General features: G+C 69.6%; 16 protein-coding genes and 1 pseudogene. 11 read left to right on the top strand and 6 right to left on the bottom strand.

The genetic code is table 11. From position 1 onward, the window contains the following. Positions 1-119: 119 nt before the first annotated feature. The gene (locus tag H0X00_RS11610; RefSeq protein WP_293770091.1) at positions 120-2654 is read right to left on the bottom strand and encodes an FtsX-like permease family protein; all 2535 of its coding nucleotides are present in this window, start codon (positions 2652-2654) and stop codon (positions 120-122) included. Positions 2655-3005: 351 nt separating this feature from the next. Next, a pseudogene (locus H0X00_RS11605) lies at positions 3006-3791 on the bottom strand (ABC transporter ATP-binding protein); the annotation flags it as partial. A gap of 123 nt (positions 3792-3914) precedes the next feature. Between H0X00_RS11605 and H0X00_RS11600 the strand changes: the two are divergent. After that, entirely contained in the window at positions 3915-5102 is a 1188-nt protein-coding gene (locus H0X00_RS11600) for a M50 family metallopeptidase (RefSeq protein WP_293770089.1), read from the top strand. Here H0X00_RS11600 and H0X00_RS11595 read toward each other — a convergent pair. Both H0X00_RS11595 and H0X00_RS11590 read right to left on the bottom strand, forming a co-directional pair. Then, positions 5099-5233, bottom strand: coding sequence for a hypothetical protein (locus tag H0X00_RS11595; RefSeq protein ID WP_293770087.1), 135 nt, complete (start codon positions 5231-5233; stop codon positions 5099-5101). The two genes, H0X00_RS11600 and H0X00_RS11595, sit on opposite strands and share 4 nt — an antisense overlap. A gap of 4 nt (positions 5234-5237) precedes the next feature. Then, the gene (locus H0X00_RS11590) at positions 5238-6452 is read right to left on the bottom strand and encodes a response regulator (RefSeq protein ID WP_293770085.1); all 1215 of its coding nucleotides are present in this window, start codon (positions 6450-6452) and stop codon (positions 5238-5240) included. On the opposite strand from H0X00_RS11590, the gene H0X00_RS11585 reads away from it, so the two are divergent. From H0X00_RS11585 to H0X00_RS11570, 4 genes are all read left to right on the top strand, one after another. Beyond that, positions 6436-6840 carry a response regulator gene (locus H0X00_RS11585; RefSeq protein ID WP_293770093.1) on the top strand — a complete coding sequence of 135 codons (405 nt, stop codon included), beginning with the start codon at positions 6436-6438 and terminating at the stop codon, positions 6838-6840. The genes H0X00_RS11590 and H0X00_RS11585 overlap by 17 nt on opposite strands. Next, positions 6806-7714 carry a tRNA (adenine-N1)-methyltransferase gene (locus tag H0X00_RS11580; protein ID WP_293770083.1) on the top strand — a complete coding sequence of 303 codons (909 nt, stop codon included), beginning with the start codon at positions 6806-6808 and terminating at the stop codon, positions 7712-7714. Before H0X00_RS11585 ends, H0X00_RS11580 begins: the two co-directional genes overlap by 35 nt. 125 nt (positions 7715-7839) lie before the next feature. Continuing rightward, the gene (gene arc, locus H0X00_RS11575) at positions 7840-9588 is read left to right on the top strand and encodes a proteasome ATPase (protein ID WP_293770081.1); all 1749 of its coding nucleotides are present in this window, start codon (positions 7840-7842) and stop codon (positions 9586-9588) included. 9 nt (positions 9589-9597) lie between these two features. After that, positions 9598-9741: a hypothetical protein gene (locus H0X00_RS11570; RefSeq protein ID WP_293770080.1), complete on the top strand. Its 144-nt coding sequence runs from the start codon at positions 9598-9600 to the stop codon at positions 9739-9741. A 57-nt stretch (positions 9742-9798) separates the two neighbouring features. Here the strand turns inward: H0X00_RS11570 and H0X00_RS11565 are convergent, their stop codons facing one another. Then, entirely contained in the window at positions 9799-10089 is a 291-nt protein-coding gene (locus tag H0X00_RS11565) for a hypothetical protein (protein WP_293770079.1), read from the bottom strand. 207 nt (positions 10090-10296) lie between these two features. Between H0X00_RS11565 and H0X00_RS11560 the strand changes: the two genes are divergently transcribed. Both H0X00_RS11560 and H0X00_RS11555 read left to right on the top strand, forming a co-directional pair. Next, positions 10297-10761, top strand: coding sequence for a VOC family protein (locus H0X00_RS11560; protein WP_293770078.1), 465 nt, complete (start codon positions 10297-10299; stop codon positions 10759-10761). Continuing rightward, positions 10762-11229 (top strand): SRPBCC family protein, encoded by a 468-nt coding sequence (locus H0X00_RS11555; RefSeq protein ID WP_293770076.1) that lies wholly within the window; start codon positions 10762-10764, stop codon positions 11227-11229. It begins immediately after the preceding gene. A 90-nt stretch (positions 11230-11319) separates the two neighbouring features. Here the strand turns inward: H0X00_RS11555 and H0X00_RS11550 are convergent, their stop codons facing one another. Next, a complete protein-coding gene (locus tag H0X00_RS11550) occupies positions 11320-12168 on the bottom strand; it encodes a type IV toxin-antitoxin system AbiEi family antitoxin domain-containing protein (RefSeq protein WP_293770074.1) in 849 nt (282 codons plus the stop codon). Positions 12169-12311: 143 nt separating this feature from the next. Here H0X00_RS11550 and dop point away from each other — a divergent pair, with 143 nt between their 5' ends. From dop to prcA, 4 genes are all read left to right on the top strand, one after another. Beyond that, positions 12312-13823 (top strand): depupylase/deamidase Dop, encoded by a 1512-nt coding sequence (gene dop, locus H0X00_RS11545; protein WP_293770073.1) that lies wholly within the window; start codon positions 12312-12314, stop codon positions 13821-13823. 123 nt (positions 13824-13946) lie between these two features. Continuing rightward, complete coding sequence (locus H0X00_RS11540) at positions 13947-14159, top strand: ubiquitin-like protein Pup (protein WP_293770071.1); 213 nt, start codon at positions 13947-13949, stop codon at positions 14157-14159. A 198-nt stretch (positions 14160-14357) separates the two neighbouring features. Continuing rightward, positions 14358-15209, top strand: a complete 852-nt coding sequence (gene prcB, locus H0X00_RS11535) for a proteasome subunit beta (protein ID WP_293770069.1) — start codon at positions 14358-14360, stop codon at positions 15207-15209. 60 nt (positions 15210-15269) lie between these two features. Continuing rightward, positions 15270-16039 (top strand): proteasome subunit alpha (gene prcA, locus H0X00_RS11530; RefSeq protein WP_293770067.1); only part of this gene is annotated, 770 nt, incomplete at its 3' end.

Genomic DNA, 16039 nt, shown 5'->3' with positions numbered 1-16039 from the left:
GCCGAGCACTGGAACACCGACCCGAAGCCCTTCATCTGGAAGGCGACCGCGGAGGAGATCATCGCCAAGGTCCGTCGCGGGCGTGAGGTCCTCAACCAGATCAATTCGCAGACGGACCACTAGTGCGTCGAGATCGCCTGCAGTACGTCCAGCTTGGCCGCCCGCCGGGCCGGCCACACCGCGGCGAGCACACCGACCAGGGCCGCCACGACGAGGAAGACCACGAGCTGGACACCCGGCACGCGTAGCTCGCTGATGCCGTCGTCGGCCAGCGTGCGTTGCAGCGAGATGCCGAAGCCCAGCCCGACGATCAGCCCGAGCACCGCACCGAAGATCGCCATCACCACCGACTCCAGCCGGATCATCCGGCGCAACTGACGCCGGCTCATGCCGATGGCGCGCAGCAGCCCGATCTCGCGGGTGCGTTCGGTGACCGAGAGGGCGAGCGTGTTGACGATGCCCAGCACCGCGATGACGACGGCGAGCGCGAGCATCCCGTAGATCAGCCCGAGCAGCTGGTTGACCTGGGCGCGCACCGAGTCGGTGTACTCGTCCTGATTCTTCAGCTCGACGGCCGGATTGTCCGCGAGCCCCTCGTCGAGGCGCTGGCGGACGTCGGCGGCGTTCGCGCCGTCTTCGAGGTTGACGAAAGTCAGGATGTCGACCGGGCGGGTGCCACCGTCGGCGGCGGTGTCGAGGGAGACCAGGTACCCGCCGAGCATCTCGTTCTTCTCGAAGATGCCGCCGACGCGCAGCTCGATCCGGGAACCGTCCAGCCACGTCGTCTGGACCGTGTCGCCGACCTTCCAGTCGTTGTTCTCGGCGACGTTGTCGTCGATCAGCAGGCCGTTGGCGCGCAGTCCCTCGGCGTCGCCGGCCTTGAAGTCGAGGGTGAACGAGTCGTCGATGGACTCCGGCGTGATCGCCGAGATGCTCTTGGTGTTGTCCTTGATCTGCACCGCGGTGGCCCGCATCTCGGTCACCGACTTCACGCCCTCGGTGTCCTTGGCCCGCTCGGCGATCTGCGGGCTGAAGGGCGTGTAGCTCGGGTCGAGCAGGATGAAGTCCGACTTCAGGCTCTGGTCGACCACCTTCCCGACCGAGGCGTTGATCGAGGCGGCCAGCACGCCGAAGGTGCCGATCAGGGCCAGGCCGATCATCAGGGCAGAGGAGGTGGCAGCGGTCCGGCGCGGGTTGCGCAGCGCGTTGGCCACCGACATCCGCCCGACCGTTCCCCACATCTTCGGGAACGGTGCGCCGATCGCGCGAACGAACGGCTGGGACAGGATCGGGCTGACCACGGTGACGCCGATCAGCACGGCGAGCGCGCCGAGCCCGACCAGAATCACCGGCTTCGAGCCGGCGCCGGCCAGGCCGAGCGCGAGCACGACGATCCCGAGCACGGTGAGCACGCTGCCGATCAGCGCACGGATGCGCAGCGAACGCTCCGGCATGGCCACCTCGTCGGTCATCGCCGCGACCGGTGGCACCTTCGCCGCGCGCCGGGCCGGGAAGTACGCGGCGATCATCGTCACGATCATGCCGACGGCGTAGGCAGTGAGAACGGTGGAGGCCTTGACCACCAGGCCCTGGTCGCCGAGCTCGATGCCGATCTTCTGGAAGAGCCACCGCAGCAGGCTCGCGATGCCCAGGCCGGACAGGAGCCCCAGGGTCGAGCCGACGAAGCCGACCACCGCGGCCTCGACCATGACCGACAGCGTGACCTGACGCCGGCTCGCGCCCAGGGCGCGGAACAGCGCGAGCTCGCGGGTCCGTTGCGCGACCAGCATCGTGAAGGTGTTCAGGATGATGAACGAACCGACGAACACCGCGATGAACGCGAAGATCAGCAGGAAGATGTTGAGGAAGCCCAGGGCATCCTTGATGTCGGAGGAGTTCTCGTCGGCCTGCTCGGCCTTGGTCCGCGCGATGTAGTCGTTGGGGATCACCTGCTGGATCTCGTCGCGCAACTGATCCAGGTTCGCACCCGGCTCGGCGTCGACGCGGATCTCGGTGTAGTCGCCGGATCCGAGGATCTCGTGCGCGCGCTCCTCGGTGAAGCCCGTGAGGGTGGCGCCGCCGAGGTTGCCGGTGTCGCCGAATTTGAAGATGCCGACGATCGTGGCCTCGATCTCGGGGCCAGGAGTCAGCAGCCGCACCCGGTCGTCGACCTTGAGGTCGCCCGTTTCCGCGGAGACCGCGTCGAGAACGACCTCGTTGCCGTTGCTCGGAACCCGGCCCTCGAGCAGCTTGACGGTGTCGTCGCTGCCGTCCGCCGGGTAGTCGATGCCGAGCCCCGGGGCGCCGCCGACGCCGACCACGTCACCGTCGGCGCCTACCACGCGAACGCCCTCGATCGTGATGTCGCCCTCGGCGTTCGCCACCCCGGGGACCTCGGCGATCCTGGGCACCAGATCGGCCGGCACCGTCGTCGCGCCGTTCTCCTGCCCGGGCACGTTCGCGTCGAAGGCGGTGTCACGGCTGACCGTGACATCGGAGGAGATCTCGTCGAAGAGCTTGTCGAACGCCGTCGAGATCGTGCTGGTGAAGATCAGCGAGCCGGCGACGAACGCGACGCCCAGCACCACGGCAAGACCGGACAGCATCAATCGCAACCGGTGCGCGACGACGCTGCGCAGTGAGGCCTTCCACATGGGTCAGGCCCCCGGGCCTTCGGTTTGCTTGCGGGCCAGCCAGTCGTCCCAGTCCGCGTCGGTCCAGTTCGCCATGTCGACGGCGTCGGGCGCGCTCGCGCCGTCGGGGGCGGGCCCGTTCGTCGACGGGGCGACTGCTGCGGGAGCGGGTGCCGGAGCGGGTGCGGAAGCCGGTGCCGGCGCGACCGGAATTGGTGCCGGGGGAGTGGACTGCGGCGCCGGTGGGATCGCCGTGGGGATCGGCAGCGCCAGGTCCGGCTGCGGGATGGCCGGCGGGGGCGCGTAGGCGGTCGCGGGGGCCGGCGGCACGTAGGCCGGCTCGGCCCAGCTCACCTCGGCGTGTGGGACGTCGGCGTCGAAGGCCTTCATCCGCTCCAGGACCAGCTCAGCGGTCGGGTCGTACATCTCGTCGACGATCCGGCCGTCGGCGAGGAACAGCACGCGGTCGGCGTAGGCAGCCGCGCTCGGGTCGTGGGTGACCATCGCAATGGTCTGGCCGGTGCGGCGCACCGACTCGCGCAGGAACGAGAGCACCTCGGCGCCGGTGCGCGAGTCCAGGTTGCCGGTCGGCTCGTCGGCGAACACGATCGCCGGGCGGCCGGCCAGCGCGCGGGCGCAGGCGACGCGTTGCTGCTGGCCACCGGAGAGTTCGTTGGGTCGGTGCTTGAGGCGGTCCCGCAGACCGAGGGTGTCGACGACCGTGTCGAGCCAGGCCTGATCGATCGGGTGTCCGGCGATGTCGGACGGCAGGGTGATGTTCTCCAGCGCCGTCAGGGTCGGGACCAGGTTGTAGGCCTGGAAGACGAACCCGATGCTGTCCCGTCGCAGTCGGGTCAGCCGGCGGTCGTCAAGCGCGCCCAGCTGGATGTCACCGATGAACAACGAGCCGCTGGTCGCCGCGTCCAGCCCGGCCATGCAGTGCATCAGGGTCGACTTGCCGGACCCGGACGGGCCCATGATCGCCGTGAACTGGCCCTGGGAGAACGCGACGTCGACGGCGTCGAGCGCCGTGACGGCGGTGTTCCCGGTGCCGTAGCGCTTGGTCAGCGCGACGCAGTGCGCCGCGGCGCCCGGAGGCGTCACGGACGAGCCGGCCGTCTCGGCAGGCGTCGGGAAGGCAGCGGGCCCCGATGTCATCGTTCCGTCCCCAGATCGCGAGAGATGATCGACTTCACCTTAAGCACCAGAGGTAACAGTCCGCATAACATCGGGTCAGGAGGTCGTCCGGGGGTTACGACCGCGAGCAGGACCGGGGTAGGCGTGACCGAGCAGGCGGCACCGCGCTCGCGGGGCGACGGCTGGCAGCTCGGCCGGTTCCGCGGGGTGCCGATCTTCGTCGCCCCGTCCTGGGTGATCATCGCCCTGCTGATCACCTTGATGGTCGCCCCGAACGTCGGCGACGACATCCCGGAGATCGAGGGCGGGAAGTACGCCGTCTCCTTCGCCTACGCCGTCTTGCTCTATGCCTCGGTGCTCATCCACGAGCTCGGACACGCGCTGACCGCGATGAAATTCGGGATTCCGGTCAAGCGGATAACGCTCCAACTCCTCGGCGGCGTCACCGAGATGAGCCGGGAATCGAACTCCCCACGCCGTGAGTTCGCGATCGCCGGCGCCGGGCCCGCGCTGTCGCTGCTGCTCGGCGTCCTGGCCTGGGCGGCCATTCACGCACTGGGCGGCGACCCCGGGGGCTGGTCCGGCTCGACCGCGGCCGGTAACCCCGACGACTCGGTGCGGCTGCGGATCACCCTCGAACTGCTCGACGCGCTGATGTACGCCAACATCGCGGTCGGCATCTTCAATTTGCTGCCCGGGCTGCCGCTGGACGGCGGGATCATGCTGCGCTCCGCGCTGTGGGGCGCCACCGGGCACCCGAACCGGGCCACGATCGCCGCCGGGCACATCGGCCGCGGCCTGGCCGTCGTCGTGTTCTTCATCCCGATCGGGCTGGACGCTGCGGCCGGGCGCGACCCGGACGTGGTCTCGGTGGTCTGGGGCGGCCTGCTGGGTGGCTTCATCTGGGTCGGCGCCACCGCCGCGCTGCGCGGGGCGCAGATCCGGGAGAAGCTGCCGAGCCTGGGGGCGCGGGCGATGGCCCGGCGGGCACTCCCAGTCGACTCCAACCTGCCTCTGGCCGAGGCGCTGCGCCGGGCCGGCGCCCTGGGCGCGAGCGCGCTGGTCGTGGTCGACGCCAACGGCGAGCCGATCGGCCTGGTCAACGAGGCGGCGGTCACCGCCACCCCGGAACAGCGCCGGCCTTGGGTCACCGTGGCCACCCTGGCGCGCCGGCTCGAGCCGGGCCTGATGATCGCTGCGGACCTCACCGGCGAGGACCTGATCCGCCGCCTGGACGCCACCCCGGCCACCGAGTATCTCGTGGTCGAGCCCGACGGTGCGATCGTCGGCATCCTGGCCGTCGCCGACGTGAACCGGGCCGTTCAGGCCTAGCCGGCCACCTTCGGCGCGGTCCACTTCGCGGCCGCGACGCAGAACAGCACGACGAGGACGCAGAACACCGCGAACCCGTAGTGCAGGGCGTGGGCGTGGGCGGCGTGCGCGCTCAGGATCGGCGCGTTCACACGGTCACCGCCGGCTCGGCCCCGAAGGCATCGGAGGCGCTGAAGGCCGAGCGCAGCCGCTCGAACGCGGCGTCGAGCTGGGGGCTCGCATCGGCCGTGCGGTGCCGGCTTCGAGCCCGGCGAGCAGCCCGGCGAGCTCCGCGGCGCCGAACAGGGAGCAGGTGGGCCGGATCCGGTGCGCGATCCGCGTCACCGCGGGCTGGTCGGCGGCGGCCAGGGCGGTCCGCAGGCGGGCCAGGTTCGAGGCCGTGTCCTCGAGGAACTCGGCGACCAGGTCACCGGCGGAGGCCTCGGTGCGCCCGAGCTGACCGAGCAGCGCGCGCAGCACCTCACGGTCCAGGGTCGAGCCCTCGGCGGGGGAGCGGGGACCGGCCGCGACGGTGCTCGGGGTGATCCCGCGCAAAACGGCCAGCAAGGCCTCCACCCGGATCGGCTTGGACAGGTAGTCGTCCATCCCGGCGTCGGCGCAGGCCTCCAGGTGGGCGCCGGACGCCGCCGCGGTCAGGGCGATGATCCGGGGTTGGGCCCACGGCAGGTCGAGTTCGCGGATCCGGCGGGTGGCGCTGAAGCCGTCGAGTTCGGGCATCTGAACGTCCATCAGAACCAGGTCGAACGGTCGGGCGGCGGCAGACTCGACAGCTTCCCGGCCGTTCCCGGCGATCTCGACGTCCTCCTGGCCGAGGCTGCGCAGCAGCAGACGACCCACCTCCTGGTTCACCGCGTTGTCCTCGACCAGCAGGATCCGCAGCGGCGGCACCGCCTCGCCCAGGTCGCCCGAGTCCGAGCGCTGGCCGGGCAGCGCGGCGTGCGGAGCGACGAGCGGGACGAGTACGTCGGTCAGCGCGCCGACCCGGACCGGGGTGGCGAGCTCGGCCCGGAACAGGGTCCGGTCCAGCGGGGCGAAGCCGGCCTGCAAATTCGTCAACGCGACCAGGGCCCGGGGGCCATCACTCGGTGCACCCGCCGCCAGGGCGGCGGCTTGCGACGGGTTCGCGGCGGCGGTGCCGGCCGGCACCAGGCCGACCTGCCAGAGCCCGCCCTCGGCGGCCAGTTGGAGCGCGGCCGACAGATCATCGGCCACGGTGCAGGCAACGTCCCAGTCCTCGAACTGGGCGGCGAGGCGGTCGCGGCGGCAGAACTTGACCGTTTGTCGGGTAAAGCTCCGCGCTCCGGGCACCGATACCTCTGGCGTGCCCAGGGTGATGCTCGTCGATGACAACGCGTTGGTCCGTCGTCTGCTGCGTGAGCAGTTGACGGCACGCGGCGCGCTGGAGGTCGTCGGCGAGGCCGGTGACGCCGCCGCCGCGATCGAGCTGGCGGCCGTGATCCAGCCGGACCTGATCGTGCTCGACCTGTCCATGCCCGGAACCGACGGCTTCAGCGCGCTCACCGACCTCCGGGCCGCCGCGCCGGGCGCGGCCGTGGTCGTGATGTCCGGCTACGCCGCGGACGAGATGGCCGATCGGGTGCAGGCGGCCGGCGCCGCGGGGTACCTGGAGAAGGGCCTGCGCCTGGACTTCTCCGACGCCCTGCTCGAGGTGCTCGCGGCCCAGCGCCTTACTGTGACCGCCCATGACCGCACACCGGGGGCCGTTCCGCGACGGTGACCTCGTCCAGCTGACCGACCCGAAGGGCCGGCACAGCACCATCACGTTGCAGGCCGGGAAGACCTACCACTCCCACAAGGGCCACTTCGACCACGACGAGCTGATCGGCGCCCCCGAGGGCACGGTCGTGCACACCAACGGCGGCCAGGATTTCCTCGCGCTGCGTCCGCTGCTCTCGGACTTCGTGCTCTCGATGCCGCGCGGGGCGACCGTGGTCTACCCGAAGGACGCGGCGCAGATCGTCGGGCTCGCCGACATCTACCCCGGCGCCCGGGTGCTGGAGGCCGGTGCCGGTTCCGGCGCGCTGAGCTGTTCCCTGCTCCGGGCGGTCGGCGAGGGCGGCCGCGTGTCCTCCTACGAGCGCCGGGACGAGTTCGCCGCGATCGCCCGCAAGAACGTCGAGCGGTTCTTCGGCGGGCCGCACCCGGCCTGGCACCTCACCGTCGGGGACTTCGTCTCCGCGGTCACCGACGATCCGGCCGACGCCGAGGTGGACCGGGTCGTGCTCGACATGCTCGCCCCCTGGGAGTGCATCGAGGCGGTCGCCGACCGGCTGATCCCTGGCGGGGTGTTCTGCTGCTACGTCGCCACCACCACCCAGCTGTCCCGGCTGGTGGAGGGCCTGCGGGCCTGCGGCACATTCACCGAGCCCGCCTCCTGGGAGACCCTGGTCCGGACCTGGCACGTCGAGGGTCTGGCCGTCCGCCCGGACCACCGGATGATCGGCCACACGGGTTTTCTGGTGACCACCCGGCGGATGGCTCCGGGGGTGGCTCCGCCGCTCCGCCGGCGCCGGCCCGCCAAGGGCGCATATGCGGACGAAGCCGAGGTCACAGCGGTGCCCGAGGGGCCGTTCCGCCCGCAGTTGCCGTGACCGCCAGGCGATAGGCCGAACGGGGGAGGCAGCAATGGACGTTCGGTTCGTCACGGCGCTTCGTCGCACGTGCTGCAACCACGGGTTGTAATGTCAACTTCCAGCCACCTCGGGAGGTGAGGATCGTGACCGAGTCCGACGATCGCAACGCGCGCGGTGACGCCGACCTGCTCAGCCAGGTTGCATTCCTGGAGCAGGAGGTGGCGGTCCTCCGCCGCCGGCTGACCGAATCCCCGCGACACTCCCGTCAGCTCGAGGACCGAATCGTCGAGCTGCAGACCCAGCTGTCCGGCACCGGTGCGCAGAACGAGCGCCTGGTCGCCACCCTTCGTGAGGCGCGCGAGCAGATCGTCGCGCTGAAGGAAGAGGTCGACCGGCTGGCCCAGCCGCCGTCCGGCTACGGCGTGTTCATCAACGCTGCTGAGGACGGCACGGTGGACGTGTTCACCGGCGGCCGAAAGCTGCGCGTCGCGGTGAGCCCCGAGATCGACCCCGAGACCCTCGAGCCCGGCCGTGAGGTCATGCTCAACGAGGCGCTGAACGTCGTGCGCGTCATGGACTGGGAGCGCATCGGCGAGGTCGTCATGCTCAAGGAAATCCTTGAGGACGGCATGCGCGCGCTCGTCACCGGTCACACCGACGAGGAGCGCGTCGTCTGGCTGGCCGAGCCGCTGCGCGGCGAGACCATCCGGATCGGCGAGTCGCTGCTGATGGAGGGCCGCTCGGGGTACGTCTACGAGCGGGTTCCCAAGGCCGAGGTCGAGGAGCTCGTCCTCGAAGAGGTCCCGGACATCGACTACTCCTCCATCGGTGGCCTGATGGCCCAGATCGAGATGATCCGCGACGCGGTTGAGCTGCCCTACCTGCACCGCGACCTGTTCATCGAGCACAAGCTGCGCCCGCCGAAGGGCGTGCTGCTCTACGGCCCGCCCGGATGTGGCAAGACGCTGATCGCCAAGGCGGTCGCGAACAGCCTCGCCAAGAAGGTCGCCGAGCACACCGGCAAGCCCGAGGGGAAGTCCTACTTCCTCAACATCAAGGGCCCGGAGCTGCTCAACAAGTACGTCGGTGAGACCGAGCGCCACATCCGCCTGGTCTTCCAACGCGCCCGTGAGAAGGCGTCAGAAGGCACGCCGGTCATCGTTTTCTTCGACGAGATGGACTCGCTGTTCCGCACCCGCGGGTCCGGCGTCTCCTCCGACGTCGAGAACACGATCGTCCCGCAGCTGCTCTCGGAGATCGACGGCGTCGAGGGTCTGGAGAACGTCGTCGTCATCGGCGCCTCCAACCGCGAGGACATGATCGACCCCGCGATCCTGCGCCCCGGCCGGCTGGACGTGAAGATCAAGATCGAGCGCCCGGACGCCGAGGCGGCCAAGGACATCTTCGGCAAGTACATCGTCGAGGACCTCCCCCTGCACGCGGACGACCTGGCCGAGCACAGTGGCGACCGCGCGCTCACCGTGGCCTCGATGATCCAGCGCACGGTCGAGCGGGTATACGCCGACGCCGAGGAGAACCGCTTCCTCGAGGTCACCTACGCCAACGGGGACAAGGAGGTCCTGTACTTCAAGGACTTCAACTCCGGCGCCATGATCGAGAACATCGTCAACCGCGCGAAGAAGATGGCCATCAAGGACTGGCTCGAACACCAGCAGCGTGGCATCCGCGTCTCGCACCTGATGGCCGCGTGCGTGGATGAGTTCAAGGAGAACGAGGATCTGCCCAACACGACGAACCCGGACGACTGGGCTCGCATCTCGGGTAAGAAGGGTGAGCGGATCGTCTACATCCGTACCCTCATCTCCGGCAAGCAGGGCTCCGAGGCCGGCCGAGCGATCGACACGGTCGCCAACACGGGCCAGTACCTCTAAGGGACTTAGATGGCCAGGGATTCGTCCGGGCGCGCCGCCGAGCCGACGCCGTGGTCGCGGAAGAGCCGCAAGGAACAGTTCACCGCGGTGGTGGTCTGGGGCGTGGTCGCGGTGCTCTTCCTCAGCATCGCGGCGACCCTCCTCCTGGGCTGACCGCTCAGGCGTTGCTGAAGTCGGCGCGGCTGGGGATCTCGGCAGGAGGTGCGCCGATCACGAGAGCGATCTGCCGCTGGTCCAGCAGGTCGATCGTGGTCGGGTCGCCGGTGAACTGTTCGCCGTCGATGTAGACGCTGACCCCGCCGCACCGGTCAGCGATGCAGTCCGAGGAGAGCTGATCCCCCAGACCGTGAAGAACTGACCGAGGGTGTTCAAGGTGTCCTGCTTCGCCTCGGTGTGCAGGATCCCGTCCGGGTCGTGGGTGTGCAACGGTGAGATGCACGGTTGCGCGCACTGCTCGATCCCGCCGTAGCCCTTGCGGTCTCCGTCGCCGAACGTCTTCACCTCCGGGTCGGCCGTATTGATGCCCAGGCCGGCGGGATGCCCGTGACCTCGTCGCCATCACTGCAGGCGGTCAGGGCAGCGGCGAGTACGGCTGCGGAGGCGAGAAGTGCGCGCATCTGCGCTCCCGTCGGGCTTAACGGGTTCTGAGGCTCCGTAGGTTTCTCGCGGAGCGTTGTCTTGTCAATGCCGCGGCCTAGCATGGCCGTCATGCTGAGCAGCGGGTTCGACCACGTCGCAGTGCTGACCGCCGACACCGACGCCTTCGCGCAGTTCTTCGTCGAGGTGTTCGAGGCTGAGGTGTTCGCCTCGCTGGAGCCGGGTCCGGGCATGCGGCTGACCTTGGTCAAGGTCGGTCCGGACAGTGAGTTCAACGTGTTCCAGATCGACGGCAATGCCGAGTCGACCAAGCAGACGCCGATGGGCGGCCGCGGTCGGCTGGACCACCTCGGTCTGCGGGCCGGCTCCCTGGACGACTTCCGGACCATTCGCCAACGGCTGATGGATCGCGGCGCCACCGACGGCTTCGTCACCGACTTCGGCCCGGTGCTCAGTTGCTTCTTCGTCGGGCCGGACGAGCTGGAGGCCGAGGTCTGCGTCCCCAATCCGGACTGGGCCCCGGGGGGCCCACTCCACCCGCCCGGCACGCCGGCCGCCCTCTTCCAGTCCGCCTGAATGGGCGCGACGACGCGGGTCACCCGGTTCATCGCCGCCTCGCCCGACGCCGTCTACCGGGTGCTGATCGACCCCACCGCGGTGCAGCAGTGGATGGTGCCCAACGGCATGACCAGCGAGGTGCACAGCTTCGACGCCCGCGAGGGCGGGGAGTTCGCGATCTCCCTGACCTACGACGACCCCGTCGCCGTCGGCAAGACCGAGGGGGCCACCGACACCTTCGCCGGCCGCTTCGCTGAACTGGTGCCGGGGGAGTCCGTGGTGCAGGTCGCCGCGTTCGACACCACCGATCCCGCTCTGGCCGGCGAGATGACCATCCGCTACCTGCTGACCGAGCGGGACGGCGGCACCGAGGTGCTCGGGATCCACGAGAACCTGCCGCCCGGCGTCGCGCCCGAGGACAACGAGTGGGGCTGGCGGATCTCGCTGGGCAAGCTCGCCCAGCTGGTGGAGTCACGCGGCGCGTGAGTCCCGACCCGTCACGGCTGAAGCTGCAGTTCGTTAAACCAGAGGCGTTTCCAATGTCCCAGGACGCTTCCCACGTAACGAAATGCAGCCTCAGCCTCGCGGGTCGGCCTCGAGTACCCGCACGATCTGCTGCAACACCGCGCTGCGGCGGAAGTGCAGGTCTTCCCAGGTGAATCTGAGCTGGCCCAAGCGCCGTTCCGCCGCGCCGTTCCCGCGTTTCCGGTCCCGGCGGTAGTGCTCGCGGTTCGAGTGGAAGGCGAAGCCATCGGCCTCCAGGATCAGCCAACCGTTGACGAGAATGTCGACCAGGCCGACGCCATCGATCCAAACCTGCGTCTCGAAGGTCACCGGCAGCAGTTCCAGGAGCAGTCGCAGGATGGTTTCCAGCCCTGATCCGGACATCGCGTCGACATGGCCGACCGCGCGGCGCAGGGTCGTGCTTCCCGGCCCGGTCGCCTCAGCGGCCATCGTGCGGAGGTCCGCCATACATAGTCGTTCGTCCCGCACCACGCCATCGAGCAGGACCACACCGTGCAGGAGCGGCATCGTGCGGACGCAGTCCCGGACGGTCCGGCGCACTGTGGTGATCGGCTGATTGATCTCCGTCTCCTCGGGAGCCACGTTGGCGGGATACACCCGGACCCCCCGCGCGCGTTGCCGGCACCCCCGGCGAACGGTCACTTCGATGATCTGTGGCGGCTCGTAGAGATCGAGACCGTGCAGGCGGGCGGCGGAGGCATGGGACACGACCCCGGACAGTCCGACCGCCGCCGCGATCGCCGGATCCGCGCCGGGCAACACGTACGTGCCAGGGTGCGGCTGCGCCAGGCGCCCCGCCGCGACGGCAGCCCGCAGCGCGTGCTCACTCACGCCCAGCGTTCGGAGCTGCGACCACCGGGCGGCGTCCCCGCAGCGACGCAGGGCGTCCTCGATCTCCACGCCGCGGAGCCTGCGGGATTCGCGGGCACAGCGTTCTCGGAGAGCCCGGTTCTGTGGACAACTTCGGGCCCTCGACGCCTGTGGATGACCCCGAACGCGTGGCTGCGCGCCCATCCGAGGGAACCGCCATCTACGCTCAGTGCATGAGCGTCTGGCGGGTCATGGGCCTGGAGACCGAGTACGGGGTCTCCGTGCCCGGGCACCCGACGGCGAACGCGATGCTCACCTCGTCGCAGGTGGTGAACGCCTACGCCGCGGTCACCTCCCGCGCACGGAGGGCCCGCTGGGACTTCGAGGAGGAGAATCCGCTGCGCGATGCGCGCGGGTTCGACCTGGCCCGCGACCTCGCCGACTCCGCGCAGCTGACCGACGAGGACGTCGGCCTGGCCAACGTCATCCTCACCAACGGGGCGCGGCTCTACGTCGACCACGCGCACCCGGAGTACTCCTCGCCGGAGTGCACCAACCCGCGTGACCTGGTGGCCTGGGACAAGGCCGGCGAGATGATCATGGCGGCCGCGGGGGAGCAGGCGGGCCGGACGCCGGGCGCCCCGCCGATCAACCTCTACAAGAACAACACCGACAACAAGGGCGCCTCCTACGGCACCCACGAGAACTTCCTGATGCAGCGGGCGACCCCGTTCGCCGACATCGTCCGCCACCTCACGCCGTTCTTCGTCTCCCGCCAGGTGTTCGCCGGGGCGGGCCGGGTGGGCATCGGTCAGGACGGCCGTGGGCAGGGCTTCCAGATCAGCCAGCGCGCGGACTTCTTCGAGGTCGAGGTCGGCCTGGAGACCACGCTGAAGCGGCCGATCATCAACACCCGCGACGAGCCGCACGCCGATGCGGAGAAATACCGCCGGCTGCACGTGATCATCGGTGACGCCAACCTCGCCGAGGTCTCCACCTATCTCAAGCTGGGCACCACGGCGATCGTCCTGTCGATGATCGAGGACCAGTTCCTGACCGGCGACCTCGCCGTCGACGGCCCGGTGCAGGCGCTGCACCAGGTCTCCCACGACTCGTCCCTGACGCATCTGGTGACCCTGCAGAACGGGCGCAAGCTCACTGCGGTCCAGTTGCAGCTGGAGTACTGCGAGCAGGCGCGCAAGTACGTCGAGGACCGGTACGGCTCGGATGCCGACGACGTCACCATCGACGTGCTGAACCGCTGGGAGTCGGTGCTGACGCGGCTGACCTCCGACCTGGGCAGCCTGGCCCGGGAGCTGGACTGGGTGGCCAAGCTCGAGCTGTTCAACGGCTACCGCGAGCGCGACGGTCTGGACTGGAACGCGCCGCGCCTGCATCTGGTCGACCTGCAGTACTCCGACGTGCGGCCGGAGAAGGGCCTCTACAACAAGCTGGCCTCCAAGGGCCGCTTCGAGCGGGTGGTCAGCGACGCCAAGATCGCGTGGGCGATGACCAACCCGCCGGAGGACACCCGGGCCTACTTCCGCGGCCGCTGCCTGGACCAGTACGCCGACTCGATCGCGGCCGCCTCCTGGGACTCGGTCATCTTCGACCTGCCCGGCCGGGACTCCCTCCAGCGCGTCCCCACCCTGGAACCGCTGCGCGGAACCAAGGCTCACGTGGGCGCCCTGCTGGACCGCTGCTCGACTGCAGAAGAGCTCGTCCGTACCCTCGCCGGCGGCTGATCCGCCAGGCTTCTGACCTGCGGTGATACGGCGCGTCGGCGGGTTCGACCGGTCTGCACCGTCGTGCTCGCGTATCGTCGGATCAACGGTCCCGGAGACCGGAGTTGAGCAAGGGAGAGCGCGATGGCGGCCAAGGACAGCGGCGGCGGGCAGCAGCAGGCCAAGAAGTCCGAGCAGACCGAGGAAACGACCGAGGTCCAGGCGACCACGGACGTCCAGGAGCGCCAGGAAAAGCTCACCGACGACGTGGAGTCGATGCTCGACGAGATCGACGAGGTCCTCGAGGAGAACGCCGAGGAGTTCGTCCGCTCGTTCGTCCAAAAGGGTGGCCAATAGCACCCCGCAAATATTCCCGACGCACCGTTCGCTCGCCGCGGACGGTGCGTCGTCATTTTCCGGAAGCTCGCTTCCGCTTCGCTCCAACAAGCTCAATCGGCTCGGGAGGGAACGCGCGGGCAGGCAGCTGATGTGGCCTGCGGCGAACCGGCGCGATCCCTCCGCTCGCCTCAATCGCTTGTGGATAGGGTTCCGAGCGTGACCAGCTTCCCTGACGGCAACAGCCAGCTGCCCGCCGCTTTCCGCGCCGTGGGCTCCTCGTCGTTCACCGAGTTCCTGTCGTCCCACTCGCCGGAGATGCTCCCGCACCGGCGGGCCGTCCCGGCCGGCGCGTCGGTGGAGGCTCCGCACGCGACGACGATCGTGACGGCGACCTTCCCCGGCGGCGTCGTGATGGCCGGCGACCGGCGGGCGACGATGGGCAACATCATCGCTCAGCGCGACATCGAGAAGGTCTTCCCCGCTGACGAGTTCAGTTGCGTCAGCATCGCGGGCACGGCCGGCATCGGCCTGGAGATGACCCGGTTGTTCCAGGTCGAACTCGAGCACTACGAGAAGATCGAGGGCACGACCCTCAGCATCGACGGCAAGGCGAACCGGCTCTCGCAGATGATCCGGCAGAACCTCGGCCTGGCCATGCAGGGTCTGGCGGTGGTTCCGCTGTTCGTCGGGTACGACGAGGAGATCGGCGAGGGCCGGATCTTCAGCTACGACATCACCGGCGGCCGGTACGAGGAGAGCAACTACCACTCCGTCGGGTCCGGCTCGCTGTTCGCCCGCGGTGCGCTGAAGAAGCTGCACCGCCCCGGCATGGACGCCCAGACGGTGGTCGGCGTGCTGGTGCAGGCGCTCTACGACGCCGCTGACGACGATTCCGCGACCGGCGGCCCCGACCTGACCCGGTCGATCTGGCCGGTCGTGTACGTGATCACCGCCGACGGGGCTCGCCGACTGCCCGACGACGAGATCGGCCCGATCGTGCGCGCCGTCGTCGAGGGGCGGATGAGCGACCCGGACGGGCCGAACGCCAGCCCGGTGCCGGGTACGTAGTCAGCGTCCTACCGACCGCCCCACCTGACGCCTAGAACTGACCGAGAGGACGCCGTTCCGGTGACCACCCCGTTCTACATCTCGCCCGAGCAGATCATGAAAGACAAGGCCGACTATGCCCGTAAGGGCATCGGCCGTGGCCGGTCCGCCGCTGTTCTGCAATACGACGCGGGGATCCTGCTCGTCGCGGAGAACTGGTCGCCCGCGCTGCACAAGATCAGCGAGATCTACGACAAGATCGGCTTCGCCGCGGTCGGCCGCTACAACGAGTTCGAGAACCTGCGGATCATGGGCGTTCGCATCGCGGACCTGCGCGGCTACTCCTACGACCGCCGCGACGTCACCGCCCGCGGCCTGGCCAACGCCTACGCCCAGACCCTCGGCTCGATCTTCTCCTCCGCGGGGGAGAAGCCCTTCGAGGTCGAACTGGTGGTCGCCGAAGTGGGCGACGACGCCGACTCCGACCAGATCTACCGCCTCACCTACGACGGCTCGGTGGCCGACGAGCACGGCTGGATGGTCATGGGTGGCCACACCGAGCCGATCGCGGCCTACCTGGAGACCAACTACACCGACGGCCTCGGCGTCGAGGACGCGGTCAAGCTGGCGGTCCGCGCCATCGGTGAGGGCAATCCCGGCCCGGACGGCCCGCGCCGCCTCGAGGCCAACCAGCTCGAGGTCGCGGTGCTCGACCGGACCCGTCCCAAGCGCAAGTTCAAGCGCCTGGCCCGCGCGCGCCTGGAGGACATTATGGGCACCGTGCCGGTCGACGCCCCGGCCCCGGTGGAGCCGGCCGCCGAGGCGGCCCCGGGCGACGACCGGCCCGCCAC

Origin of the sequence: Sporichthya sp., from assembly GCF_013815995.1 — a bacterium.
Classification (GTDB): Bacteria; Actinomycetota; Actinomycetes; order Sporichthyales; family Sporichthyaceae; genus Sporichthya.
The sequence above is the reverse complement of the archived record's forward strand: the minus strand, read 5'-3'. Positions and strand labels throughout refer to the sequence as shown.

What these genes read in the sequence shown, in the direction of transcription:
- H0X00_RS11610 (WP_293770091.1), bottom strand. Translation starts at nt 2,654, where the DNA reads ATGTGGAAGGCCTCACTGCGCAGCGTCGTCGCGCACCGGTTGCGATTG.
- H0X00_RS11585 (WP_293770093.1), top strand. Translation starts at nt 6,436, where the DNA reads ATGCTCGTCGATGACAACGCGTTGGTCCGTCGTCTGCTGCGTGAGCAG.
- H0X00_RS11580 (WP_293770083.1), top strand. Translation starts at nt 6,806, where the DNA reads ATGACCGCACACCGGGGGCCGTTCCGCGACGGTGACCTCGTCCAGCTG.
- H0X00_RS11570 (WP_293770080.1), top strand. Translation starts at nt 9,598, where the DNA reads ATGGCCAGGGATTCGTCCGGGCGCGCCGCCGAGCCGACGCCGTGGTCG.
- H0X00_RS11560 (WP_293770078.1), top strand. Translation starts at nt 10,297, where the DNA reads ATGCTGAGCAGCGGGTTCGACCACGTCGCAGTGCTGACCGCCGACACC.
- H0X00_RS11555 (WP_293770076.1), top strand. Translation starts at nt 10,762, where the DNA reads ATGGGCGCGACGACGCGGGTCACCCGGTTCATCGCCGCCTCGCCCGAC.
- dop (WP_293770073.1), top strand. Translation starts at nt 12,312, where the DNA reads ATGAGCGTCTGGCGGGTCATGGGCCTGGAGACCGAGTACGGGGTCTCC.
- H0X00_RS11540 (WP_293770071.1), top strand. Translation starts at nt 13,947, where the DNA reads ATGGCGGCCAAGGACAGCGGCGGCGGGCAGCAGCAGGCCAAGAAGTCC.